Here is a 25367-nt window from a genome sequence, read left to right on the forward strand (position 1 = left end):
ATAAGAGTTTTCAAACTTCGTAGCTAATAATTTTCCAAGAAAAAACCCAATACAAGTATTTTATTAGCGAATTATTGGGGGATTGAAATGCAGATTGACTTTCTTAATCGTGAAGAGTTGCAAGAATTTATTTTTCAATTTGAACAAGCTCTTTATAACCATCAACAATGGTATAATTCAATTATCCGTTCTCTTGTTTGCAGATTACCCTCTGATCAACATGATATTAGTGTTAATGCACATAAAGAGTGTCGTTTTGGTCAATGGTATTATGGACCAAGTTCTCATAAACTCAAACAACATCCCGCATTTATTGCACTTGGAGAAGAACATCAGTACATGCATAAAGCGGCAACAACCTTATTGGTTTCAATAAATAAGGACAATAATATATCACCCCATGATTATGACATTTTTTCAAATAGCATCGAAAAATTACATTTAGAGATATCGGCTTTGCAGCGAGAATTGAATGAGTTACTTTATAGCCGCGATCCACTTACGGGGACTATCAATCGCAATAACATGCTACCTGTTTTACGTGAACAACAAGAACTCGTTAAGCGACAAGTACAATTATGCTGCATAGCAATGTTAGATTTGGATAAATTTAAAACTCTTAATGATCAACACGGCCATCCTGCCGGTGATTGTGTATTAGCCACTATATCACGATTTGTTATTGAGAGTATGCGTCCTTATGACAAAGTTTTTCGCGTTGGTGGTGATGAGTTTTTACTCTGTCTTCAGAATACTAACACCGCTCTTGCTTTAGAAATCATCGAACGTATTCGTAGTGGAATCGCAAAAATGACCATTAATATTAACAGCCATGAGTCTGTTCATATCACTGCATCCTTTGGTCTTACATCACTTAAAGCAGACATTTCAATTGAACAAGCTATTGATCAGGCGGATCAAGCGCTTTATAAAGCCAAAAAGGAAGGAAGAAATTGTGTACGAATTATTTAATCTAAAACTCTAGAATTTTCGTAACCCCCACAAATTTTGTGGGGATTGCTTAGGTCGTGGGGAGTTTTTCACTACTCATTTCCAATTATGCCATTCAGGCAAAATTGGGAATAATCTTTTGAACTGCAACCTTAGCTAATAAATACCTAATGTTTAGAATGCACTGTTTACGTTCTTGTGAAGCAGGCACTGTAGCGGTTTCTGGTTTTTTAGAAAGATAATCATAGTGCTTTAAAATAGGGAAAGAACTATCTGATGAACCAGAAAGTTCACATATAGTTTCTTGCATCTCTTCATCGCTCACATGAAGCATATCCACAGGCCTTCTTCCTTTATAATCAAGAGCGTCACAATCAGCTCCGCGCTTTAGTAATGCTTTAATCAATTCAGGAGAGTCACCTCTTAAGCAAGCGATATGTAACGGGGTCATTCCATTTCTTAAATGAATACAATTCACTTCAAGCGATTTTTTAGCCAGTAACGCTTCAATAATTGGTTTTTGAACTAAGGAGTGCTTCCTAGAATCAACATGATTCCACCCTTTGCATAAAGCAAGTAAAATGGGTGTATAACCAAACTCCATATTGTAATCGTTAATATAATCACCATCGTTTATATAATGGAGTGCGGTATTAGTCCGTGAATTAGCTATATAATATAAAAGCTCGGTTTGTGAACTGATAAGACCTGCGCTCAAATTGTCACGTTTAAAACAGCGTCTAGGTATCATTAATGAAGAGTTTCGTATCAGCGGCGGATGGATGATGACGCGTTCATCATAAACATCGCATTCGGGTTGACTGTTATCCTTAATACCATGGAGTCTTATTTTCTTGAAATTAGAATCATATGTTGTGTGCACAATATTTACTTTTTTATTTTTTAATAAATTACAAAAATACACATAATGCTGATAATCCCTTTTAACCGCTTGATAAAATTTCTCTAATGTAGCGTCTGGTATCAAATCTTCGTTGATCTGTTGCATGTAAGGAATTACACGTTTTATTTTACGAACATATTCTCTTTCACTAAGTATTTTATAAAATTGACTTAGCAATTTATCAGAATATACTTCTGCTTGCTCCTGGCTCAGGATACTGCTGAACTGAATTACCTCATTCCTAGTTTCCATCTTATTCACCTTAGTAAAAACATTTATGTAACTTCAACTATTTTTTTGATATTGCCAAAACTCTTTATTGAATCACATTATGAGCATTACGATTACTATTTATCCAATTCATTATTTTTATATATCATATTAAATATTCAAATAACTTATTACTTTCAATTAGTTAAATAATTATTTCGTCACCAATCAATTGACCTATTACTCTGAGAACTTCATGCAATTCATCGAAAATTCACGATGCATTTCCAAGTTCTTAATTAATTTTATCAAGTCAATCTTAAGGAAAGTTGTTTCAAAAAATCGGATTTTGCATGGGTTATTTAAATTTTGAATAACCCAGATTTTTGTTACTACTCGCCTAATTTATTCACATTAGTAAAGACCTTTATATAACTTCAACTATTTTTTCTCATACTTTCATTATAAAAATTTATAATTAAAATAAAGTTACTTCGGAATGAAGAGTTGGAATAGAGTATTCCTAATAATAAGTAGATTCGACATAAAAAGCTTAGAAATGCCTTTTATGTCATTAAACGAACGTTAGTTGACAAAAGAACTATAACCGAATTTCACGATTCCAAGACGATACGTCGGCAGTAAACTCATTAAGTGCGCTCATTTCCTTTGATGTTTTAAATAAACCATATGCAGTGATACCCCCAGCTGCTACACCAATTGTTATGCTTGACGCAGCAACAGCTACTGCAGCACTATAAGCTCCAATAAAACCTGTTACAAAAGCTCCAGGCCCTGTCCAGCTCCCAAGGAAAAAGCTTATGCTAAAACCAATAAATGCAGCAGCAATAGTTACCGCTGCAGCAACAGCAACCGTAGTCACGGCTTTAAAAACATTAGGATGTTTTCCTTCCAAAATTGTTTTACAATTATTTGTAAAATGTTCAATTGCATCAGTCTTAGTTGATGAAACAACTCCAAGCTCATCAGATTTAGCTAATAGTACTTTTGATAACTTTTCTAATTCTGCTTTGATTAGTTTTTCCTTATTAGGGGGTAGTTCATTTAAACTAACTAATAAATTCTGAACTGCTCTATTCCATAGAGACTCGTTTAAACCTTGACAATGTTTGGTAATCTCCGCATAAAGCTCATCTATTCCAGTTTTTTCTTTTGCTGAAGTAACAATGTAATTGCTGAACAGTTCACTCGCGATGTTCTTTTTAAATAGCTCTATATCTTTGTGCGGTAAGTCTGATTTTGTTCCTACTAAAATAATAGGCGCGTTTGGGCAAATATCACGAAATAATTGCACTTCATTATTAATTTGATCTTGGTCAATTTCTCTTGTTAAATCAATGCAAAGTAAACCGAGAATCGCACCTCTATAGTACGAACGATATAATTTTTTATAAATCTCGCTACCTGCAATATCCCAAACATGGAGTACATGATTATCCTCCATTTTTCGACTTAAATATTCAACACCTACTGTTGACGAGGCATTTTCTTCATAATTACCTTTTAAAGCAACCTGATGACTTAGTTGCGTTTTACCACTACCTTGTTTACCAAAAAGCACTACTTTAAATCTTGCCATAATAATCCTCTCAATTTTAGGGGGCGCATTTTTAAAATAACTCATGATCAGAAATTATAAAAATGTTAGATTTTATTCTTAAGTATGAAGAGGAAGCCCTTTCTTAATTCTCATTTATAACTTAAATGTACACGGAATAAAATAAAGAGATTGGTTTAAACTAAAACTACTGGGTTTAGATCAGCTAGATTCCGGTAAATAGTACTTGTTGCACTTGAAAACTTGATTTTGTCAGCTAATAAGCTTACCAGAACTCTGCTTACTTTTTTTACTGGCTATTTTTAAATGATTATGTTCTAAATCTATTGATTACATTGAAACTTATATAAATGTGTTTATAATTTCAACTCTTTAATTAATAACTGAGTACTAATAATGAAATTCGAAAAAATCGAACAATTTCTTCATCAAGCAGGATTCCAGTTTATTCAGGAAGGCATAGGATTTGGAGCAGTGAAAGGACGTCCCTCTTATCTCTATCAAAAGAATATTTCAGGTAGTACCCCTCAAATGGTTCAATTAGCTACCTCAAGCGAAAATAAAGACGACGTATATCCAATTTTTAGCATCAACGTACCTCAGAAAGTCCGTGATTCAATTTATAATATTCTCAATGATAAAGTGATAGAACAGGAACATATTATGGGATTTAAATAATAGGTGTAGTTAGCCCGGTTGCTCACAACCGGGAATGGTGTCCAACTTTGAGCTTATCGAATCCAACCATGCTATTAATTCGAGTCAATTAGTCAGTAAAACTCATCTTTGTTTCTATTTAAAGTCCACCCTTTATATGATCTATTTGTTTCACGTTCTCGACAATAAATCCTGAAAACTTAACTTATAAAAATGATTTGCGTAAAGGCTATACAAAGTCCAGTGAAACGCCCTAATCTTCTCATCATCTCCACATGCGATATTTATATGAAAGAAATACTATAGGAGTTGTTATGTCGTATGCAAAAGTTGACGAATTATTTATAGACGCATTTGTGAAAGGCTTTATTGCTCATTTAAAAATTCCTTATGACCCATTAAAAAATGATGAAAATTCAGCCCAAGGAATGATAGCACAAGACTCTCCTGGAGATTATGGCAAAATTTCTCGGGTCTTTGATCAATTAGCTTATTTTCCTTCAATCACTATGGATGAATTTATACAAAGACGACAAGAAGCAGGAAGCATTGAACAATACATGAAGCCTATAATGGACCAAATTGCACCGTATTTAATGACAGACGATCAAGCTAAGCTTAAAGACGAGGTTATCGAGGCAATTGGAGTTGCTAACTATTGTCGTTTAGTTAATGGAAAAAATATTGGCAAGGATCCCGAAATTAATATTGTAACAAACCAAGAGCCATTAGCCGAAAATCCTACAAATGAAGAAATAAGACAGTTTCAAGAACAACAAGAAGAATTCCAAAAAAATGAAAAAGACTTAGCTCAACGCTTTCTTCAAGCTGTTTTGACTTGTTATTCAGCAAGTTTAATTGCACATAATATACCTGAACAAGAAAAAGAACGAAAAAAGCTTAACGAAATATGTACCCCTCTTATGAATAAAATACAAGAAATTGATGGTGTAAAAGGAGATTTTAAAGTTGATAAGGATATTGTGGCACCGTCCTATGAAGAGATTACCATTGATAATTACAGTGAAAAAGCACAGGAACTTACAGAAGAAATTCAACATGCCTTGCAAAAAGAAGCACCTGATAGAAATGAACTCATGAATTTGTATGTAAAGGCTAATGCCTTAGATCAAAGAGGTTCACAACTTCCTCTTATTAAGGACTATACCAATCAAATAAGAACAATTACCGTAGAAATCGAAGGTATATCTAACCAGATATTAAAAGGTGAATATTCAATAACTGATCTAAAACCTAGCGTCAGCAATGCTGACTCTGGTAAGAGTTTACAGCCTCTAAAAGATAAAATTGATTCTATGTATGATCTATTGGAAAACGTGCATCTAATTAACGGTAAGACTCAAGAAAAGTTAAATGAAATTAAAATAACTTTATCTCAGACTAAGGAGGATCTTAATCTTTATATTGAATTGGAAGTTTTACCTGCTAATCTTAAAAGCGAAATAGAAGATACATATGATACTGCTCTTCAAAATCTTAATTCCGCTATAAAAGACGCAAATCCTGGTGAATTATTTGCTCTAAAGGAAATTATTGAATCGCTCCATTTTGCCCCTTCCCAAGAAATAGTACAAGAGAATAGCCCCTTTAAAAGTATTTCTGAGTCCATCAAGCAACTCAATGAGCTTTTGAACGAAGCAGAACGATACCTCACTGGCACTCCTGCTGCACGACAGGTGGCTCAGTTTAAACAAGAATTAAATCAAAATGTATCGTATCCTATATCTTTTTATGAACAAATGGGATTTACAGATGATAAAATAAAGGGAGTAGAAAAAAAGTACGAAGAGGCTACTAAAACATTCCTAGGTTCTATTGCAAACGCATCAACATATGAAATGAGTCGCTTAAAAAAAGTTATTAATTTCCTCACTTTTGGATTAGCTTATTCTGCCGATAAAGCCAGACAAGAAAAGTGTAAAGAAATAAAAGCTGAATTATTAACTATTAAAAGTCAGATAAATAGTGACAATCAGATACAACAAGACAGTATGCGAGAACTTAGCGAACAGGAGCATGAGAATAGAATACCGATGTTAGCCCCCGCTAAATAAGTGTATTTTTCCCTTTATAACTTTGTATTACTTTCAACTCATTGGTAACACTTGTTACCTTTTCGTTATTTCTGCACTGTTGATAAGCTTAATTTTTCCGTATAACTACTGTAAATGGCATGAGATTGATGTTGATTGTAAGCCCAATAACGATCCCCATAAGACCAGTGCCAATATTCAGTAGGGTAATTGACAAAACCAACTCGACTTAATACCTCACTCATAATATGCCGATAATACTTTGCTTTTTTTGAAATAATATTGGAATTTGTCAATGATAATGTGCCATTTAAGTCAGTCATCCAATCTTTAGGATGAATTCCCATATCTATCTCCTCCTCTTTGTCGTTGACTAAATAGACATCGATGGCACCACCTGTGGAATGAGGCGGAATATTTATTGACGAATCCAAATTAATAACTGGTGAGACCAATTTAGTGGTTTCATCAAACAACTGTTGATGCGACCAGGAAGGATGCTGTGTTTTAACTTTTGCATATCGTGCATCAAATAACATTTTTTGCAGTTGCAAGCTTCGATATCCTTCATACAAACGAAAACGTAATCCTTCGGGTAATAACGTTTGTGCTTGTTTTAATTTTTCATAGACTGTTTTTCTTAATTTTGTGTAATCCGTATTATTCGGAATTTCCGGTGATGGACCGTAAGCAATCTCACGTTGGTCTTTTAAATCAATCATCGTTTCGTCATTATCTATGATGGGAATAGCAAGTATTTTGGGGTCGGCAATTAATAAAAAGGTGTTTTGAACAGCATTGCTTGGCATCATAATTCCCCATAACACACTTATTACTACATATTTTATTGCACCAAATTTCATTTTTCTATCCCATTGTTTTAGAGTCAATTAATTGAATTAAAAAATACACAATTATGCAATGGAGTAGTACAATCATCCAAGGAAGGAAAAATTTTCAGAGAGTAGAACGATAATGTACTTAGAACAACATACGCTAATGCTGAATACAACAGGTCGAGGTACTTTTGACATCACGGACAAAATCAATCTATTGTGTGCAAATTTTTCTTCTCCGAATGGACTAGGTCACTTATTTCTACAGCACACAAGCGCGTCCTTAATGATCTGCGAAAACTATGATAAACAAGTTCGCGAAGATTTGGAAAGTTTTCTGAAGAAGCTTATTCCCGATGGCGATCCCTTATTCAAGCATATCGTAGAAGGTAAAGATGATATGCCAGCCCATATTCGGACTATATTAACTCAAACAAGCCTGAGTATTCCTATTCAAAATAACAAGCTTGCATTAGGAAATTGGCAAGGAGTATATCTGTATGAACATCGCTATGCACCACAGCAACGTCATCTGCTCATTACATTAATGGGATAAAAATTCGTCCTGACAGGCACTCGAACTTAAAAAAAACCGTAAAATCGATTGGCATTACATTTTTTACCTCACATCGAAAAAAGAACTATTTTTCATGTTCATTCTTTAAAGTAGATATAAATCTCATTTACGATTATCAATAGGTACAATTTGTTGTATTTTACCACTAAATTTAGCCCCTAAGGTTAAAAGAGTGGGAAACTGTTGAATGAGAGGCAGTAACAATACCCTTCCCCATGGCTTTATCATTGCCAAATGTGCAAAAAAAGCAGAAGTACGGATTCGAGGAGCAAAATATTTATGCCATTGCTGTGTATAATATTCTCCGACATCGTTTTGATTTTTATTTTGTTTTATATTGAATTGAATCAAACTCTGTGAAAGCAGCCATGCAGATTGTATTGCCATACTAATTCCCTCAGCAACAATTGGATGAGCTTCGCCAGCAATGTTACCCACAAAAAAAATACCCTTTTTATAACAGTTTCGAATACCAGGCTGGATTGGACCTGAGGCCAACCATTTTTCTTCATTTTGTGCCTGATCAAATGCTTCCCGAACCCCATGGCAATGAGTCTTAATGTACTGAAACACTGCTTCACCAGCGGGTAAATCAGGAGATTTCAGTCGCAAATTTTGCAAAGTGTCTCGCCGAATACAACATGAAAGCGTAACTTGTTGCTCAGTACTATGCACCATTCCTCCATAGCCCCCAGGGAAAGCCAATAAGGGCATCAGATTCGTGGGTAAACTGCAATTGTTGAAATGTGTTTTAAATGCTAAAAGATCCGATGATTTATGTGTTTTGACATCTGAAGAATCAATTTTTTTGCCCCAAGAACCATGGGCTATAATAACAAGTGACGAACGAATAAGATCCAACGTTTTATTCTCTTTTTTAATAGTACAAAAAAATAGACCCTGTTTATGCTGTACGTCGATTGCCTCACAAGGTTGCCAAATATAGACTCCATTTAATTTAGCTTTGTTGACTAATGCCGTATCTAGATATTCACGTCCAAATGCCCTTCCATATGGGTTTGTTGCAGTTAGGCGTGGCATATTAGCCGTTAAAATTACATCACCAGCATACAATCCTACCTTGGTTACTTCGGGTCCACCATTTTCAGAGCAAAATTGCTCCAGTCCTAGTCTTTGTAACAGTGGTAAGCTGGTAGCAGAAATGAATTCTCCGCAAACTTTTTTACGTGGAAATTCTTTTTTTTCAATTAAACCTACGGACCACCCTGCTTCGGCAAGTAAAATAGCGGTTGTAGCGCCAGCAGGCCCTCCTCCAATAATCAGCACATCCAATGTCATCGATTTTAATCCTTACTCTTTTAAAATAAGAATACTCCACCAAAAGGGAAAGTGCCATTTGATCCGGTAATTGTTAATATTTGCTTGTTTCAATAAAATTTTTAACTCTTTTCGAGTAAAGCCTTTCTGAATCGAAATAAGTCCATCATGAGTAATTAAACGATTATTAAAGAGTAAGGGACTGACGATTTTATAAAACCAATAAGCAAAAAAATTTCGATGCAGATCATTGATTATTACAGCATGACGAACCGCATTTTTTGCCTTAATTAAAAAATGAGTTAATTCTTCATCATCTAAATGGTGGCATACCAAATTGAGTAAAATGATATCCACGCTCTTTGACGCCAATTCTAACTCGTGTTGCTGCTGTAACTGAAATTCAATAAAAACATTGCCGTTTAATTGCTGCCAATTCTGCAATTCATCTTGGGCCAGTTGAATAGCCTCTTTAGAAACATCTATACCTAATAAACTCATATTGGGATAATATATGCCTAGATTTAGCAAAAATAACCCGCCACCACATCCCACATCGACTAATACAGCATTAGGAGCAAATTGCTTTAGCAAATGGATTGTATTTTTAAAAACACCCATTAGTTGATTAATTTTAAATAGTTTCTTTAATGATTGGGTGTATTCCTCTGGCGTATAATAGTCTTGGCCTAGATCAATTAATTCCTTCTCTTTTGATCGTTTTGTGAATTGAGTCATATTATTTTGACAATAGGTAAATTTTCATTTTGCAATGAATAAATAAATAGTGCAATTACCCTTCTTTCTCATAATTTATGATATAAATTTATTTATCTCAAGGAACTATTTTAAAAAGGGAAAAATGCAATCAAAAATTACCGCCATTGGCATAGCAAACCCGCCCTTTAAACGCACTCAGGGGGAAGTCGCTACACTGATTGGCGAAGCATTCCATCTTGATGAAAACCAAAAAAAAATAATGCAAAAAATTTATAAGTCATCAGGAATTAACACTCGATATAGCATCTTAAGCGATTATTGCAGATCACCGGGGGAGTTCGAATTTTTCCCAAATGATCTCAAAGATCATTTTCCTTCAACAGCAAAGCGAATGGATTTATATAAAACACACGCGCTTCATTTAGCCCTCGCTGCAATCGAAAACTGCCTAAATAGCATCAAATTTGACAAAAATAATATCACTCATTTAATCACAGTAAGTTGTACGGGCATGTATGCTCCCGGAATTGATATTGAAATTATTCAAAAGCTCAATTTGAATCCCTCTGTAAAACGCACAGCAATAAATTTTATGGGCTGTTATGGAGCCTTTAATGGCCTAAAGGTGGCAAATGCGTTTTGTCAAACGGAACAAAACGCCAACGTATTATTAGTTTGTGTGGAACTATGCAGTATTCACTTCCAAAATAGCTTTAATCTAGAGCATGTTGTTTCCAATGCACTTTTTGCTGACGGTGCTGCATCTGTGCTAATTCAAAATCACTCGAATTTAGATAAATACTTCCATATTCAATCGTTTTATTGTGATCTGGTACCACAGACCAGTCAAGAAATGGCATGGAGTATTGCTGATTACGGGTTTGATATCGTCTTGAGTTCTTATATACCTGAAGCGATTCAATCAGGCATTTTTATGTTTACTGAAAAATTTCTAAAACAATCGCATTATTCATTTAATGATATTCATTATTATGCCATTCATCCTGGCGGTATTAAAATCCTGCAAGCATGCGAAACTGCATTAAAAATCTCTGCTCAAAAGAATGAGTATGCTTACGAAGTCTTGAGAAATTATGGGAATATGTCTTCTGCAACTGTATTGTTTGTTTTGAAAAAAATTTGGGATAACTTAGATGTTAAGGACACTAATAAAAATGTTTTTAGTTGTGCATTTGGACCAGGCTTAACCCTAGAGGCGATGATATTAAGAACATATTGTAATTAAAAAAGGAAGCCTAGAACTAATGACTTCCATATCGATAAAATTTAACTTTTTGTCTCAGTTTCCGCATCCTCTATCACTCTGATGGAGAATCATGATCTAGCATTTGCAGTCTGCGAAAAGAAGTAATTCAATGAATAGTTCTAACTCCATGATACGCTCTTCTATAGAGAGTATTCTTTAACTGTCTAATTGAATGTTAATATCGCGAGCATCAGATTGACCCTGATTATCGACTGCTCGAACAACAAACTTACCGGGCTTAGCTTTCCATAAATAAGACTCCCCGGCTTTAGTTTTTGCAATGAATGTTTCATTGATAAACCAATATACATAAGCAACCCCCGCATCCGTCACAGCAGTAAGAGGGATAGTATTATTTTGCTGAGAATCAGCACGAATAATATAAGTAATTCCATTTTGAGGGGAAGTTATATGTGGATTAATACTCGTATTTCCAGATAACATGCAATCAGGTTCAAAAAAAGGGGGTGAATGTCTTTGGATTCCAGCTTTCTTAAAGATATTAAGTAAATCAGAAGGCCAAAATTCAAAAATTTCGAAACGAGTATTTTCATCAATATGACACGTTCGTAAACCTGTTTTGCTATTAATTGCAACCTCTCGATAAATGGTGTCAGTCTTTATTGGTGATGTTCCTGGAATAAACCAACTCCATTCAGTATCTTGACAATAACGCGTTGGCAACATTCCAGAGGCTTTACAAATTTCAATTTTTTTTAGATTCATTTGTTCTGGTTTTTTATCGAATACAAGCAATGGTCCTCGCTCTTGTCTTAATGCATCGACAAGTTCAAAAAACAATGGAGCAGCAATATCTTTACCAACAAATGCAGGATTAGCTTTATTATCAAAATTTCCTATCCATACTGCTAAAACATAAGGACCAAATACACCCACTGTCCACGCATCCCGATAACCTGATGATGTTCCGGTTTTCCAAGAAACTGGTAACTGCGTCGCTCCTCGAGATAGATAATCCAAATGCGGCGTATTTTTTAGCATATCTAATACAAGAAAACTCGCCTCAGGACTTAACAAACGAATACCTTTAAGTTTTACTTCATCTTTTTTAATACTGCGAATGGGATACCAAAGCCCATCATTAACCAACATGGCGTATAGTCCAACTAATTCCTTCATGGTTAGCTCAACACCGCCTAAACTTAAAGAAAGACCGTAGAAAGATTCTGGTCGAAGTTGGCTTATTTGTGCATTCTCTAATAATTGATGCAGCGTTGGATTACTCAATTGACTCGAAAGATAAATTGCAGGGATATTACGACTGAGAACCAATGCATCTTTGGCTTTAACCGGCCCCATGAAATCATAATCAAAATTTTCCGGATTATAACCATTAAAGCTATGAGGTACATCTTTTAAAACAGTATTTGGATGAATTAAACCTTGATCTAAAGCCAAGCCATAGATAAAGGGCTTAAGCGTCGACCCCGGTGATCGTTTGGTTTCTGTACCATTAATTTGGCCACTAATGCTTTGGTTGAAAAAATCAGCTGAACCCAACATCCCTTTAATCCCCATATCTCGGGTGTCTAAAAGTAAAATAGCCGCATTATTAACGCCCAAGCTCTTTTTTCTCGCAAGATAATGGCGGGTAATTCGTTCGATAATCATTTGCGTGCGATAATCTAAAGTTGTATTAATATCTTGCTGCTTGAGCAATCCATCTTGTAATAGAGTATTCGCAAAATGTGGGGCATGAAACGGGAGTGAACGGATGTTTTGCATGACTAAAGGTAAATCAAACATCCCCTTTTTATTGATATCCTCAGGATGTTTCTTTAACCAACGCGCTAATAGATGTGCCCTAATTTTTCGCAACTCTTTATTGTTTGGTGTTCTTTTACCTGGGTTTTGAGGAATGATACTCAAAGTTAAAGCTTGTGGTAAAGTAATTTTATTTACTGAAGTTCCAAAATAAACCAAACTTGCAGCACCTACTCCTTCAATATTGCCGCCATAAGGCGCCAAATTTAAGTATGCTTCTAATATTTGTTCTTTGCTATAATGCATTTCAATTTGTAGGGCGCGAATTATTTGTACTAATTTCCCTGTTATTTTTTTTGAATTTAAACCATACTGCATACGTGCAACTTGCATCGTAATAGTTGAAGCACCGATTCTTCGTGATTGCACACCATAAGTTTGCCAAATTGCTTTTATTGTCGCCCAGGGGTTGACTCCATAGTGCCAGTAAAAATATTGATCCTCTTGTAATAAAGTCGCATCAATGAGTTGTTTTGAGATTTGTGGTAAAGGTGTAAAGAGTCGATATTTCTCGTCTTCGCTTAAGGTCAATCTTAATAATTGATGATGATCATCATAAACTGCTCGCGAAAAACTGGTGCCTTCCAACAGCATCGGTTTGGGTAAAAAAAATATTATCAAATATGCACTGACAAATAGCCCAACAAAGATTATGCTAAAGAGTTTAAATGTTTTATTCATAGTCGCTATTATGCACTAAAAAGTATAAAATAGATGCAAAAATTTTCAATCAGTTTTCACCATATGGGATAAACTATGACTAAAAGTCCACTCTCTTTAATTCTAAATGCATTTTCATCTGTATTTGGCAAATTAAATTGGCGAAGCCCCCCATGGATGAATTATCTATGCAATAAGTCAAAATCATCGCCTAAAATGTTTTGGGGAAGTAGTCTTATAGTAATTCTCATTTTAATTGCAGCGGGCTATACAGTCCATTGGTATAATAATTTACCCAAACCCATTTATACTACGGCACAAATTACAGTACCTGATATCACACCAAATACTGAAGAACAATTAGTACCCAATAATTTAATCATTGATTTTGGAATAAAAAACAATGGATTTATTAATCAATCTGTTGCGCCTCTCAGTCAAATAGGCAAAACAGTCACTCGAGGTATAGAAATGACTCCCAATATTCCAGGAACGTGGACTTGGAATACAGACAGTCAATTAGTCTTTACCCCCTCTGAAGACTGGCCTGCAGGACAGAAATTTACGATTCATTTTGCATCAGATTTTTTTACGAAAAATGCGAATTTAGAACATTATGATTATTCATTTTACACCCATCCTTTCAAAGGAACAATTATTGAATTCAAACTTTATCAAGATCCAGTGCATGCTGAAATTAGAAATGCGGTAGCTGCTATAGAGTTCAATTATCCAGTAAACCCCAAAACCTTAGAGAAAAATGCGTCACTAGTGTACCAAGCTAAGCCTGGCTCAACTGCTGCCAAGCTGCCCTTTACTTTGACTTATGATCAAAATAAGCGCGTTGCCTACCTACATTCCGAAACAATAAAAATAGATAATGTCGCCCGCTACTTACGTTTAACTTTAAGTAAGGAAGTTACATCCTCAACTGACTCCGCTCATTTACAACAGGAGCTCACTCAAAATCTCTTAATACCTAGCGCCCAAGATTTCTTAAAAATTATCTCTGCATCTGCTTCAATTATTCGCAATGACAAAGACAGGCCGGAGCAAGTTCTCACAGTTGAAACATCTTTAGGCATCAATGAAAATCAATTTAACAAATCCGTGCATGTTTTCTTACTCCCTAAAGACAGACCTGCAACCGTTTCAGAAGAAGCAAAAGAAAACTATCAATGGCAAAATCCAGGCGAAGTGACCCAAAGCGTACTTGCTTTAGCGACTCCTTTAAATAAAGAAGCTATCCCTTCAGAACAGAACTACTCAACGCTGCATAGCTTTAAATTTAAAGCCGAAACACCACGGTACATTTATATAAAAATTGATAAAGGAATGTCAGGATTTGGGGGCTTTACTTTAGGAAATGAATATGCCGCAGTCATTCCAGTTCCTACTATTCCTAAAGAAATTAGTTTTTTACATAAAGGGTCATTATTAGCCTTAAATAGTGAGAAAAAACTTTCAGTACTGGTTCGGGGTGTACCCGCTGTAAAATTTGATTTTGCTCGGGTTTTACCTGAAAACGTCAATCAATTAATCACTCAAACTCAAGGTGATTTTAATAATCCCTACTTCATTAATCCCACCTTTAATCAACAAAATATCAGTCAAATTTCTTCAGAAATCCAAGAGTTTGATACTTCTGATTTAGCAAAACAACAGTATACTGCTCTTGATTTTAATAAATATCTCACAATGAGCACCAATACCCTTGGCCCACAAGGGCTCTTTTTATTACAAGCGACTGGATGGGATGTTGCGAATAAGACCACTTTAGATGTAAAAGCAAGTCGCATGATACTGATTACCGATCTAGCATTGTTGGTAAAAGATAATAATGACGGTAGTCATGATGTTTTTGTTGACTCTATAACTCAAGGAACGCCTGTTCCTAATGCCACTGTGACTGTTTTAGGTAAAAACGGTTTACCTATCTTGTCTCGCGTAACAGATATTCAAGGTCGTGCCACCTTCCCATCACTAAAAGATTTTGTTGATGATAGGGAACCAACCGTCTATTTAGCACAATTGAATAATGACGTTTCGTTTATTCCTTATAATAATGCAAATCGACAATTAAATTTCTCTAAATTTGATATTGGAGGACTTTATACTTATAACCAAGAATTACACAGTTTAAGTGCTTATCTTTTTTCGGATAGAGGTATCTATAGACCAGGTGATACCGCTCACATTGGCATGATAGTAAAGCAAGCTTATGCACAACCCCAACCCGCCGGATTACCTTTGCAAGTTACCGTAGTTGACTCCAGAGGAACCACCATAAAAGATGAAAAAATTACTCTCAATGATTTAGGTTATATGGATCTTGATGTGTCAACCAGTGCTAACTCTCCTACGGGTCAGTATATGGTTAATTTATATTTAGTCAAAGATGGTTATTCGCAAAATCTTCTCGGTTCAACAAGCATACGTGTTTCTGAATTCCTACCCGACAGGATGAGAATTACCACCCAGTTATCTCCAAAGCCTTCTTTGGGATGGAGCTCACCTATTGGATTAAAAGGTGAAGTTAATCTTTGGAATTTATATGGTGCGCCGGCTGCTCAGCGAAGAATAAGTGCTAAAATTTTACTCGTACCTCAGAAAGTTGAATTTAATGAATATCCTGATTATGTCTTTATTGATCCCTTATTGGATCCTAAAAAGCCTCCTAAAGTATTTACGGAAACTTTATCCGATGCTACAACAAATGATAAAGGTGAAGCCGAATTTGACTTAAACCTTGACCGTTATGAACAAGCAACTTATCAACTTACTTTTTTTGCAGAAGGTTTTGAATCAGAAGGTGGCCGTAGTGTAACAAGCCAAGCAAAGACATTAATTAGCCCTCTACCCTATTTTGTTGGATACAAACCTGATGGTGATTTATCATTTATCAAACAAAATAGTACGCGTAGTGTTCATTATATTGCGGTAAATCCCCAATTAAATAAAGAAGAAGTAACCGATTTAAAGATCCAACTCATTTCCTTACAGCCTATCACAACTTTAGTTAAAAAAGCTGACGGAACCTATCAATACCAATCCGTTATTCAATCTAAAGTTCTAAATACCACTCCATTTAACATTGCAGAACAAGGCACTGACTATAGTTTACCCACTCAACAAATTGGCAATTTTTCTTTAAATGTATTAGGCAAAGATAATACCATTCTTAATCAATTAAAATTTAGTGTTGTAGGAGCAAGTCAACAACCTTTAGCTAAGAATGCAGAGCTATCGATTAAATTAAATAAACCTGAATACCAAGCCAATGAGAACATCGAAATCCAAATCACGTCCCCCTACACAGGATCAGGTTTAATTACAATTGAGCGTGATAAAGTTTATGCAGCACAATGGTTTAAAACGGATACAACCAATTCCATACAGACTATTCATATTCCTGCTGATTTCCAAGGAGATGGATACATCAATGTTGCTTTCATTCGCGACTGGAACTCACCTGAAATTTTTATTAGCCCACTCAGTTATAATGTTGTTCCATTTACTGTCAATCATGACAATCACGATATAAAAATCGAGTTGCTTACCGAAAAAGTTGCTCGTCCTGGCGAGCCTTTTACCATTAATTATCATACGGATAAACCTGGAAAGATTATTGTTTTTGCAGTAGATGAAGGCATTCTCCAAGTCGCACGCTATGAAACCCCTGATCCATTAGCATTCTTTTTTCAAAAACATGCACTTGAAGTTTTGACGCAACAAACAGTAGATCAAATAATGCCCAAATTTATTCAAGACCGAGAGATCTCTGCTGTGGGTGGTGATAATGGTGAAGAAGGCATGGCAAGCCGCCTTAATCCTTTTAAAAGAAAGACTGAATTACCTGTCGCTTATTGGTCAGGTATTCTAGATACTGACTCCAGTAAGCATCAATTAGATTACCAAATTCCAGATTATTTTAATGGTACATTACGAGTTATGGCTGTTGCTGTATCCTCCGACTCTGTTGGTTCCCAAGAAACTTCCGCCGAAATACGAGGGGATTTTATTATTAATCCCAATGTCCCCACGTTTGTGGCTCCAGGAGATGAATTTGAAGTATCTTCATCGATTGCTAATAATGTCAAAGATTCAGGAGCACATGCATCCATTCGTGTTGACTTAAGCGCCTCACCTGAAATCAAAATTATCGGCTCAACGACACAAACTTTAGAAATTGCTGAAGGCCATGAACAAACGGTACATTTTAAACTGAAAGCAACATCTCAATTAGGCGGAGCAAAGCTCAACTTTAAGGCGAGTATGGGCGATAAATCCAGTACAATGAGTGCTACACTTAGTGTTAGACCTGCAATGCCTCTCAGTACCTATATCGAGAGCGGCAAATCGACAGAAAAGCAAAAAACACTCGATATCATGCAAACCCTGTATCCTGAATATCGTAAAGTGAGTGCTACTGTTTCGACAAGCCCAATGATTCTGGTTTTTGGATTACAACGTTATCTTGATAATTATCCTTATGGCTGCACAGAACAATTAACCAGTAAAGCTCTGCCCTTGTTGGCCATGAATAACCAGACTGGATTTGGTGAAGAAACAAAACAAGTGCATGAAAAAGTAAATGCCACTGTCCAAATGTTAAGCCAACGCCAGATGTCTAATGGAGCGTTTAGTTATTGGCCTGGACTTGGTGACAATCATGGCAACGACTTTTCAAGTGTTTATGCAATGCACTTCCTCACTGAAGCAAAAACTCAAGGATTTAACATCCCCAGTGATTTATTCTTTAGCGGTATTAATTATCTTAAAACATTAGCAAGCCAAAATGTTGCCGATATGGAAGCTGCTAGAATTCAAGCTTATGCCATTTATATTCTAACGCGTAATGAAATTGTCACTACAAATTTTCTAGCTAACTTGCAATTATATTTAGAAAAAGATAAAACAAAAGCATGGCAAACAGATATTACCACAGTCTATATTGCTGCTTCTTATCAATTACTACAAAGTCATGACGAAGCAAATCAATTGATTGGTTTGTATAAACCGCAGAACAATCAAGCATACATGACTGATTTTTACAGTAGTGCCATAGCTGATGCTCAATATTTATATATTGTAGCGAAACACTTCCCTAATTTATTGCCACAAGTAGGTGAGCAATTATTAATGCGATTAATTGAAGCCATTAATAATAATGAGATCAATACCGTATTGTCCGGCTATACAAGTCTTGCATTAGGTGCTTATCATCAAAACCTATCTACGGAAACCGCATCTGCTTTGTCAATGACAAAGATTATGGCGAATAATCAGGAAATGAATGTATCCATTACTAACACAAATTATCAAAAAACTGAAATTGGGGATGACGTACAAAAAATACGCTTTGATAATCCTGATAAAAAACCATTTTTCTATCAATTGATGCAATCTGGTTTTAATCAAGTCATTCCCAATACTCCTTTAAAACAAGGCCTGGAAATCTTCCGGGAATATAAAGATAGCAAAGGAAATGTAATTAATTCAGTGACATTAGGAAGTGAGATTGAAGTACATATCAAAATTCGTGCTTTAGGTAGCGATTATTTATCCAATATTGCAATTGAAGACCTTTTACCGGGGGGATTTGAAGTAGTAAACGACTCTGTCAAAAATAATACTATGGACTATGTAGATGTACGTGAAGATCGGGTAAATTTCTTTGGTGGCATAGATTCTTCTGCAAAGGAAATTGTGTATAAAATAAAAGCAGTTAACATTGGAAAATACATTGTTCCACCTGCTTATGCAGAGGCAATGTATAATCCTAATACGAAAGCTCAAGGTGTGTCTTCAGTAATTACAGTTACTGAAACAACACCTTAATGTGATTACAACGGCTTCATATTTTAAAGTGAGAGCGAGCTTTCGGCTTCTTGAACTGAATGTTCAAGAAGCTTTTCTTCTGAGGTTTTCATACCAATTGTTTCTTGAATCTTTTGTACTAACTTAGAAAGGAAGGTAAAAAACCATCCATCATTGAAAGAATGAACCTTCAAAGCACTTCGTTTTCCAGAATCATCCATATATTCAGCATGATCTCTTCTATTTTCTGAATTTGCTTCAACGTCCAATATGGGGTTTATCTCATTAAGCAATTTAGTCAATACGTTACCACACTCGCCATCTGATAAAGTGCTGATGTGACTTTCAAGACGTCTAATTTTTTCTTCAGCGGTACCAATAGGAAGATACTTTTCTTGTTCTTTTTTCTTTGAAAGGGAAAAAATTTCCTTAGCAAAAGTTTGAATCAAGCTATCTATAACCGCTTTTTTTGCCCTCAAATTTGTAACGTCCGAATTACTTAAAAAAAGCGAACCTGCAAAATTTCTGTTAGTTATTATGCGTTCTTCATACTCAAGCCCAGCTTGAGCTATCAAAAAATCACGAGCAATTTTCTTTAAACATTCATCTTTAGTCATAACACACTCAATATTTAGGCATTTAGATTATATTATAACCTAAAATTATTAAGGTAATATGATCACCCCCCTAAACTACAATTTTTGTTTTCTTAAGCCAAGCTCTAACTTAGATTCAAAGATTCGGTTTGTGTTGGTCCATCTTGTTCACGAATATTTTGCAAAACATCTCGCATTGATTGTTGCTTTTGAAAAAGTACTGGTGTGGCATTTTCTTCATTTTCAGCATCTTGGATCTCTTGTTGAATAGTAGCACTATCCAATTGATCAAAACCGAAAGTCGCGTCAGTCTCTTCTGAAGATAAATTAACATTTTGCTCCGTGTCAGAACCAATTTTGTTCTGAATCTCACTATTTGAACTCATTTCCTGGATAAATAATTGCTTAACCATAGGCATTGATTCAATTTTATTTAATACAATGCGTTCCTCTGCTTCACTGAGTCGCGAAAAAAGCCCTTTGGTGCTCGGACCAAGTACATCGTTATCAAAAAGATTAGTTTGTTTTGTAAAAATAATATTTAATACCTGCTTAATATGTTCTTCATCTGTATTGCTTTCCAAGAAATTAAGAACTAATAAAACATCTTGCGCAGTGATAGTATTGCCATCATTTATGGATATAACATCAATGCTATCTATATTTCTGAAAAATTGCTTCTTCTGTTCTAAGGTAAAATCTACAGGATTGATAAATTCCAGAGCTTTAAAAAGATCACTAGTATCTAAAAGCCCCATTTCGTCTTCACTATTAGACCAACTACTTGTTCTCAGAAACGACTCATTCAATGCTAATTCTGGAGAAACAGTTAGCTCTAAGTGTGGGTGCGCATACTTTAGTGAGATAATTAGCTTATCAACATCAACTGGTTCTTTGTTTGGGTTGACTTTGTGAATATTATCCTTAATATTTTCTAATATTTGAGCAACTTCTTCCTTACTGGCAGCAAATAAATAAGGTTCTAGATGTTTCATGAGCGCGTATTCTGATATCCATATATCTCTCGTCTGAATTGAGCCACAATCTGCAAAAAAATCTTGATTTAATATTAAGTGGTTTAAAAAAACATTAAATCGCTCGCGCAAACTTAAACGTTCAATGTAATCAATACAACCACCTATGTTCTTAGATATATCTTTAGACTCTAATAAATATTGTCTAAAAAGTTCCATTTCCTCTTGTAATTTGGTTTTATTTTCTCTGAAAAAGGCAGCTACTTTTTCTGGCGATGAGTCACGCTCTTTAAGTAACGAAAACCAAATATTCAAAGCTGGAAATTCTTGTGTCGCGTTGATTAATGAATCATATAATTTTACATGCCAAATAACCGCTTGATAAAAGGGAATTTTTGCTAGAGAAAGACCCTCTGAAAAACTTTGATTACCTGTAAGCATACAAACTGGCTCGGATGCCTCCATCAATGCTTTCATGGATTGTGGATTAATGGGAAAAGGATTAATAACACGAATCACTTTGTTTGCATCGCTTTTTTGCGCCTCAAATTCCTCTTTAGAAAGCGCTTTGGCTACATACTCAGTACCTTCTTGCTGATACACATAATATTTAGGTTGCTCAGAACTACCCGAATGAGAATAGCAAAGCAATACAGTGCCACAGCTTTTTAAGTTATTTCTAAACGATGGGGACATTAATACATCAATTGTATTTTGTCTAGCCACGTTTTTTTGAGGTTGAGGCATCAGTGGCATGACCACATCAATATATTTCATTTCAGGATTTTCATGTGCAGCATAAGTAACAAAATTAGCAGGACTTGCACCATTTCGAGTTTGAACCAATTTATTAAAATATCCAAAATATAAACCGCTATTTGGAGTTAAATCCTCAGGAAACTTGTGCCTATCATCCGAATGAATTCGTGAGAGTAAATCCTCTTTATTAGCCTTCTCCTCTTCAATATAAATCCCAATATTATCTCGTCCAAATCCGGTACTTATAAATATTGTACCAGGAACTGTATTTATAAATTTATTTTTACTCTTCTGATTATGAGCCACATCATGTTCATACTCCGGCATAGAAAGAACTGGTTTTTGAGTAGCTCCAATGAGATTTGCTGTCTTCGCAGTCATAAAGTGCGGGGTAGGATAAAGTAGAATAAAATCCGCATCGCTCATGGCGTCCTTTAATTGCTTCTCTCCTTTATCTGATTCATATCCATCTATGAGTTTATGATCGCGTTGTTGAAATAAAGCGTGTACTTTTTCTTGATGAGGACATGATTGCACGTCAACAAGTACCTCTATTTGGACTTCCTCTCCCTTTTGTTTCGCTTGCTGCAATAAAACCTCTTGTAGCTTCGCTGCAGAACTAGGATCACCTAAGGTTCCTTGAGGGGCATGAGTAAGAATTACAACCTTTTTCATATACTACTTCCAAAAATCAAAATGATTCATTAGGAATATTGTATGATTGACAACATTAAGTATTCCTTAGTGCTATTCATCAAATTTTAGAGTCACACCACAAAACGCTCATAGAGAAATAATGAATGGATATCGTAGTTGGAAACAAGTCTTAGGCAGATATTGCCCGCGCAATAATTACACTGGGTTTGCTACTTATTTTGTTACCAATCGTAAAACAAACTATTGTTCAGCCTGATTTTAATGACAACAACACATTGCCACTGCAGGGGATTGTCACGTTTGAATTATACGTTATAAGAAATATAAATTAATATTCACTGGTCTGTTGATTTTAACTTTACACTGACCATAATAAGCGAATATATTATTCAGAATCAGTTTGATCAAAAGATCACTCATTGTAGTTGATCATGAAATTCAAGTTTAATCGCTGAACCATCAGGTGTATCAATCATACCCACCGACTGGAATCCTACTTTTTCATAACAGCGTTTGGCACGTAAATTATTTGGATCAACCTCTGTAATAATTTTCTTAATCTCAGGATATTGTTGACATAAGAACCTTATAAATTGTTGAATAAGCAATGTGCCATAACCTCGGTTTAGCCAATCTTCTTCACCAATGAATTGATCAATACCTACTGTATTCTTATCCTCATCTGGCCACCATCCTTCCCCCACTTTATTTGCCCAATAGAATTGAATAAATGCAATGGGTATCCTACCTAAATATGCAATGAACGGACAAACAACTGTATCTCCAATACGTTTGCCATATTTTTCCTCGATCTCATCGGGCTTAAGCGCATCCCCCCACCATTCTCGTACGTGTGGTTTAGCAAACCATTGACAGAGTAAATTGAGATCAGAGTTCTTCAATGGCTTGAAAACAAATTGCTTCATTAAATATTCAGTGCGTTTTAGTCGGTATAATGCATGTCTCTCGAGTTTATGTCCTGAGAGCTTAGGGTGGTTAAAATCATCCTTTGGATCATACTGTAACCCGATTTTTTCCATGACTCGGCGAGAGGCTACGTTTTTTTCTGTCGTGAAGGAAACAACCTCCTCTAGTCCTAAAATGGTAAATGCATAATCCAAAACAGCCTTTGCCCCTTCTGTAGCATATCCCTTATTCCAATGTGACGATGCCAAGCGCCAGCCTATTTCAACAGCAGGAGTGAAATGAGCCTCAAATGAGGGAGTGATTAGTCCGACCCAACCAATCATTTCATGGGTAACTTTTAGTTCGACAGCGTAGAGTGAATAACCTTTTTGCTGCTCATGACTCATAATGCGCTGTATGCCTGCAGTAGTGTTGTCACGTGTACCAAGAGCAGGCAAGAATTCACAAACTTTAGGATCTGCATCAATAGAAGCCATAGCGTCTAAATCGGTCATTTGAAAGGAACGTAAAATAAGATGCTTGGTTTCTAGAGTTTTCATAGGGATATATTGACGCTATCAATTTTTTAAAGAAAATTTGGCACTATCGAATAGACAAAACTTGGTCTCTTTTTTAGATGCTACATCCAAGCTCCACCTGTACTTCATAATTTGAGTTTCAAGCTTAAACAGACTCGAAGAATTGTTATTATATCATTTACGCATGAAGATATAAACAAATGCTTGATTAATGTCCAGCTCTACAAATCAATGGTTTGATAAGTAAATACTCATTAGTTCTTTGCTTGAATCACATTCAAGTTTTTCTTTAAGTTGCGCAATATATACCTCAACAGTACGGTATGATATATCCATCTCGCGAGCAATTTCTTTTGCTGTATTACCCTTTGATAAATACTTTAAACAAATTGCCTGTTGCTCGGAAATACGAACAGGGATATCCGTATTGTATTTAAAATAAATTAGCTCTTTGTCTGTGAGACCTGTTGACTTAACTGGGTTGAGCTCATTCTGCTTTAGATACTCAATGACCATATCAATATGCCTATCGACATCTCCATCATCTGCTGGCAAAACAACATCACTTATTTCATTATAATAATCATCGCGATCTTCATGCAAAGTCTTAAATAAATCCTCATAGTTTTGATCAGCAATAAGCGGTTCACGAATTCCAGAGCGTCTGACTTGTGTCTCAATAGTTGTTTTTAGAAACACAACACACGCTTTACTTAAGTATTCATGTACCTTGGGTGTATTTCCAATGTAACAATCTAGCCCAACTACAATGCCAGACTGCTTGGACAATGTATCATATATTTTATCCTGTATTCGCTCATACTGTTCAAGCCCAGCTTGCCCAAGTATTTCCTTAATTGGTAGCCCTATTCTATGCTCAAAGCCCATATCAGCATCAATAAATTGATAGTCAAGTTTATCAGCTAAACTTTTAGAAAAAAAAGCCTTACCTGCGGCAGGATGTCCTAATACATAGATGCGTTTTACCTCGTTCATTATTTACTCCTAATTTTTTTATTTACATATAGTAGTATATTGTTCATATTGAACAAATGATATACGAATTAATACTTATATAATGAACAATTCTCGCTTATGTACTATCCTTTTTGCTCAAAAACTTATGTGTTTGCAATAGCAAACTCGTACACCGTTAACAAAGTTAATTTTTTTGAAGCATCATCATTTATTTTTGGATACTTTCTGCAATGGATCTGGCTAACCAAGCTAAGAGATAATTTTGCTTTAGCCAGCAATTTGCGAAAACCGATTAGTCCGTATATTATGGGTTAAACTAGTTTGACACTTTATTAAACGGAGAAATAGATGTTAAAGCATATAGTTTTATTACAATTTAAATCCGATATAACTCAAGAGGAAATTAATAATGTCTTTTTGGAAATTGCTCAATTGAAAAACAGCATCCCAGCAATGAAAAGCTACACTTATGGAGTAAATTGTAGTATTGAACAATTAAATAAGGGATTTACACATGGGTTCGTTATGGATTTTGAGGATATCATAGGACGAAATAATTACGTCAATCATCCTGAACATAATAGAGTCGCTCAACAGGTTATATTGCCAGTTCTAGAACATGGTTTTGATTCAGTAATTGTGCTTGATTATGAGTTTTAG

The 25367-nt window shown here is 35.3% G+C and carries 17 protein-coding genes; 7 read left to right on the forward strand and 10 right to left on the reverse strand.

Going from position 1 to position 25367, the window contains the following annotated elements; all coding sequences use genetic code 11:
- Nucleotides 1-87: 87 nt before the first annotated feature.
- Nucleotides 88-972: a diguanylate cyclase gene (locus tag Lgra_RS10045; RefSeq protein ID WP_065231755.1), complete on the forward strand. Its 885-nt coding sequence runs from the start codon at nucleotides 88-90 to the stop codon at nucleotides 970-972.
- 94 nt (nucleotides 973-1066) lie between these two features.
- Here Lgra_RS10045 and Lgra_RS10050 read toward each other — a convergent pair whose 3' ends face one another.
- Nucleotides 1067-2107, reverse strand: a complete 1041-nt coding sequence (locus Lgra_RS10050; RefSeq protein ID WP_058499111.1) for an ankyrin repeat domain-containing protein — start codon at nucleotides 2105-2107, stop codon at nucleotides 1067-1069.
- A 559-nt stretch (nucleotides 2108-2666) separates the two neighbouring features.
- Complete coding sequence (locus Lgra_RS10055; protein ID WP_058499294.1) at nucleotides 2667-3665, reverse strand: Rab family GTPase; 999 nt, start codon at nucleotides 3663-3665, stop codon at nucleotides 2667-2669.
- Nucleotides 3666-4040: 375 nt separating this feature from the next.
- Between Lgra_RS10055 and Lgra_RS10060 the strand changes: the two genes are divergently transcribed.
- A complete protein-coding gene (locus Lgra_RS10060; RefSeq protein ID WP_058499112.1) occupies nucleotides 4041-4322 on the forward strand; it encodes a hypothetical protein in 282 nt (93 codons plus the stop codon).
- Between the two features lie 293 nt (nucleotides 4323-4615).
- Nucleotides 4616-6376 (forward strand): hypothetical protein, encoded by a 1761-nt coding sequence (locus Lgra_RS10065; protein ID WP_058499113.1) that lies wholly within the window; start codon nucleotides 4616-4618, stop codon nucleotides 6374-6376.
- A gap of 65 nt (nucleotides 6377-6441) precedes the next feature.
- Here the strand turns inward: Lgra_RS10065 and Lgra_RS10070 are convergent, their stop codons facing one another.
- Complete coding sequence (locus tag Lgra_RS10070) at nucleotides 6442-7218, reverse strand: M15 family metallopeptidase (RefSeq protein ID WP_238584418.1); 777 nt, start codon at nucleotides 7216-7218, stop codon at nucleotides 6442-6444.
- A gap of 112 nt (nucleotides 7219-7330) precedes the next feature.
- Here Lgra_RS10070 and Lgra_RS10075 point away from each other — a divergent pair, with 112 nt between their 5' ends.
- On the forward strand, nucleotides 7331-7747 hold the full coding sequence (locus Lgra_RS10075) for a secondary thiamine-phosphate synthase enzyme YjbQ (RefSeq protein ID WP_058499114.1): 417 nt from the start codon (nucleotides 7331-7333) through the stop codon (nucleotides 7745-7747).
- A gap of 123 nt (nucleotides 7748-7870) precedes the next feature.
- Here Lgra_RS10075 and Lgra_RS10080 read toward each other — a convergent pair whose 3' ends face one another.
- Together Lgra_RS10080 and Lgra_RS10085 are read right to left on the reverse strand one after the other, a co-directional pair.
- Nucleotides 7871-9067 (reverse strand): NAD(P)/FAD-dependent oxidoreductase, encoded by a 1197-nt coding sequence (locus Lgra_RS10080; protein WP_058499115.1) that lies wholly within the window; start codon nucleotides 9065-9067, stop codon nucleotides 7871-7873.
- A gap of 12 nt (nucleotides 9068-9079) precedes the next feature.
- The gene (locus Lgra_RS10085; protein ID WP_058499116.1) at nucleotides 9080-9784 is read right to left on the reverse strand and encodes a class I SAM-dependent methyltransferase; all 705 of its coding nucleotides are present in this window, start codon (nucleotides 9782-9784) and stop codon (nucleotides 9080-9082) included.
- A gap of 124 nt (nucleotides 9785-9908) precedes the next feature.
- On the opposite strand from Lgra_RS10085, the gene Lgra_RS10090 reads away from it, so the two are divergent.
- Nucleotides 9909-11012, forward strand: coding sequence for a type III polyketide synthase (locus Lgra_RS10090; protein ID WP_058499117.1), 1104 nt, complete (start codon nucleotides 9909-9911; stop codon nucleotides 11010-11012).
- Between the two features lie 177 nt (nucleotides 11013-11189).
- Here the strand turns inward: Lgra_RS10090 and pbpC are convergent, their stop codons facing one another.
- Complete coding sequence (gene pbpC / locus Lgra_RS10095) at nucleotides 11190-13499, reverse strand: penicillin-binding protein 1C (protein ID WP_058499118.1); 2310 nt, start codon at nucleotides 13497-13499, stop codon at nucleotides 11190-11192.
- Nucleotides 13500-13574: 75 nt separating this feature from the next.
- Between pbpC and Lgra_RS10100 the strand changes: the two genes are divergently transcribed.
- Entirely contained in the window at nucleotides 13575-19319 is a 5745-nt protein-coding gene (locus Lgra_RS10100; protein ID WP_058499119.1) for an alpha-2-macroglobulin, read from the forward strand.
- 23 nt (nucleotides 19320-19342) lie between these two features.
- Here Lgra_RS10100 and Lgra_RS10105 read toward each other — a convergent pair whose 3' ends face one another.
- The 4 genes from Lgra_RS10105 to Lgra_RS10120 all read right to left on the reverse strand — a co-directional run bounded on the left by Lgra_RS10105 (nucleotide 19343) and on the right by Lgra_RS10120 (nucleotide 24725).
- Nucleotides 19343-19915 carry a hypothetical protein gene (locus Lgra_RS10105; protein ID WP_058499120.1) on the reverse strand — a complete coding sequence of 191 codons (573 nt, stop codon included), beginning with the start codon at nucleotides 19913-19915 and terminating at the stop codon, nucleotides 19343-19345.
- Nucleotides 19916-20019: 104 nt separating this feature from the next.
- Nucleotides 20020-22302, reverse strand: a complete 2283-nt coding sequence (locus tag Lgra_RS10110) for a hypothetical protein (RefSeq protein ID WP_058499121.1) — start codon at nucleotides 22300-22302, stop codon at nucleotides 20020-20022.
- Between the two features lie 398 nt (nucleotides 22303-22700).
- Entirely contained in the window at nucleotides 22701-23750 is a 1050-nt protein-coding gene (locus Lgra_RS18525) for a GNAT family N-acetyltransferase (protein WP_083502893.1), read from the reverse strand.
- A 207-nt stretch (nucleotides 23751-23957) separates the two neighbouring features.
- Nucleotides 23958-24725, reverse strand: coding sequence for a shikimate kinase (locus Lgra_RS10120; RefSeq protein WP_058499122.1), 768 nt, complete (start codon nucleotides 24723-24725; stop codon nucleotides 23958-23960).
- 330 nt (nucleotides 24726-25055) lie between these two features.
- Between Lgra_RS10120 and Lgra_RS10125 the strand changes: the two genes are divergently transcribed.
- A complete protein-coding gene (locus tag Lgra_RS10125; protein ID WP_058499123.1) occupies nucleotides 25056-25367 on the forward strand; it encodes a Dabb family protein in 312 nt (103 codons plus the stop codon).

It is taken from the genome of Legionella gratiana (genome assembly GCF_001467695.1).
GTDB lineage: Bacteria > Pseudomonadota > Gammaproteobacteria > Legionellales > Legionellaceae > Legionella > Legionella gratiana.

Bases quoted from the DNA above. Each gene is read 5' to 3' on its own strand.
- Lgra_RS10045 (WP_065231755.1), top strand. From the start codon at position 88: ATGCAGATTGACTTTCTTAATCGTGAAGAGTTGCAAGAATTTATTTTT.
- Lgra_RS10050 (WP_058499111.1), bottom strand. From the start codon at position 2,107: ATGGAAACTAGGAATGAGGTAATTCAGTTCAGCAGTATCCTGAGCCAG.
- Lgra_RS10055 (WP_058499294.1), bottom strand. From the start codon at position 3,665: ATGGCAAGATTTAAAGTAGTGCTTTTTGGTAAACAAGGTAGTGGTAAA.
- Lgra_RS10060 (WP_058499112.1), top strand. From the start codon at position 4,041: ATGAAATTCGAAAAAATCGAACAATTTCTTCATCAAGCAGGATTCCAG.
- Lgra_RS10065 (WP_058499113.1), top strand. From the start codon at position 4,616: ATGTCGTATGCAAAAGTTGACGAATTATTTATAGACGCATTTGTGAAA.
- Lgra_RS10070 (WP_238584418.1), bottom strand. From the start codon at position 7,218: ATGAAATTTGGTGCAATAAAATATGTAGTAATAAGTGTGTTATGGGGA.
- Lgra_RS10075 (WP_058499114.1), top strand. From the start codon at position 7,331: ATGTACTTAGAACAACATACGCTAATGCTGAATACAACAGGTCGAGGT.
- Lgra_RS10080 (WP_058499115.1), bottom strand. From the start codon at position 9,067: ATGACATTGGATGTGCTGATTATTGGAGGAGGGCCTGCTGGCGCTACA.
- Lgra_RS10085 (WP_058499116.1), bottom strand. From the start codon at position 9,784: ATGACTCAATTCACAAAACGATCAAAAGAGAAGGAATTAATTGATCTA.
- Lgra_RS10090 (WP_058499117.1), top strand. From the start codon at position 9,909: ATGCAATCAAAAATTACCGCCATTGGCATAGCAAACCCGCCCTTTAAA.
- pbpC (WP_058499118.1), bottom strand. From the start codon at position 13,499: ATGAATAAAACATTTAAACTCTTTAGCATAATCTTTGTTGGGCTATTT.
- Lgra_RS10100 (WP_058499119.1), top strand. From the start codon at position 13,575: ATGACTAAAAGTCCACTCTCTTTAATTCTAAATGCATTTTCATCTGTA.
- Lgra_RS10105 (WP_058499120.1), bottom strand. From the start codon at position 19,915: ATGACTAAAGATGAATGTTTAAAGAAAATTGCTCGTGATTTTTTGATA.
- Lgra_RS10110 (WP_058499121.1), bottom strand. From the start codon at position 22,302: ATGAAAAAGGTTGTAATTCTTACTCATGCCCCTCAAGGAACCTTAGGT.
- Lgra_RS18525 (WP_083502893.1), bottom strand. From the start codon at position 23,750: ATGAAAACTCTAGAAACCAAGCATCTTATTTTACGTTCCTTTCAAATG.
- Lgra_RS10120 (WP_058499122.1), bottom strand. From the start codon at position 24,725: ATGAACGAGGTAAAACGCATCTATGTATTAGGACATCCTGCCGCAGGT.
- Lgra_RS10125 (WP_058499123.1), top strand. From the start codon at position 25,056: ATGTTAAAGCATATAGTTTTATTACAATTTAAATCCGATATAACTCAA.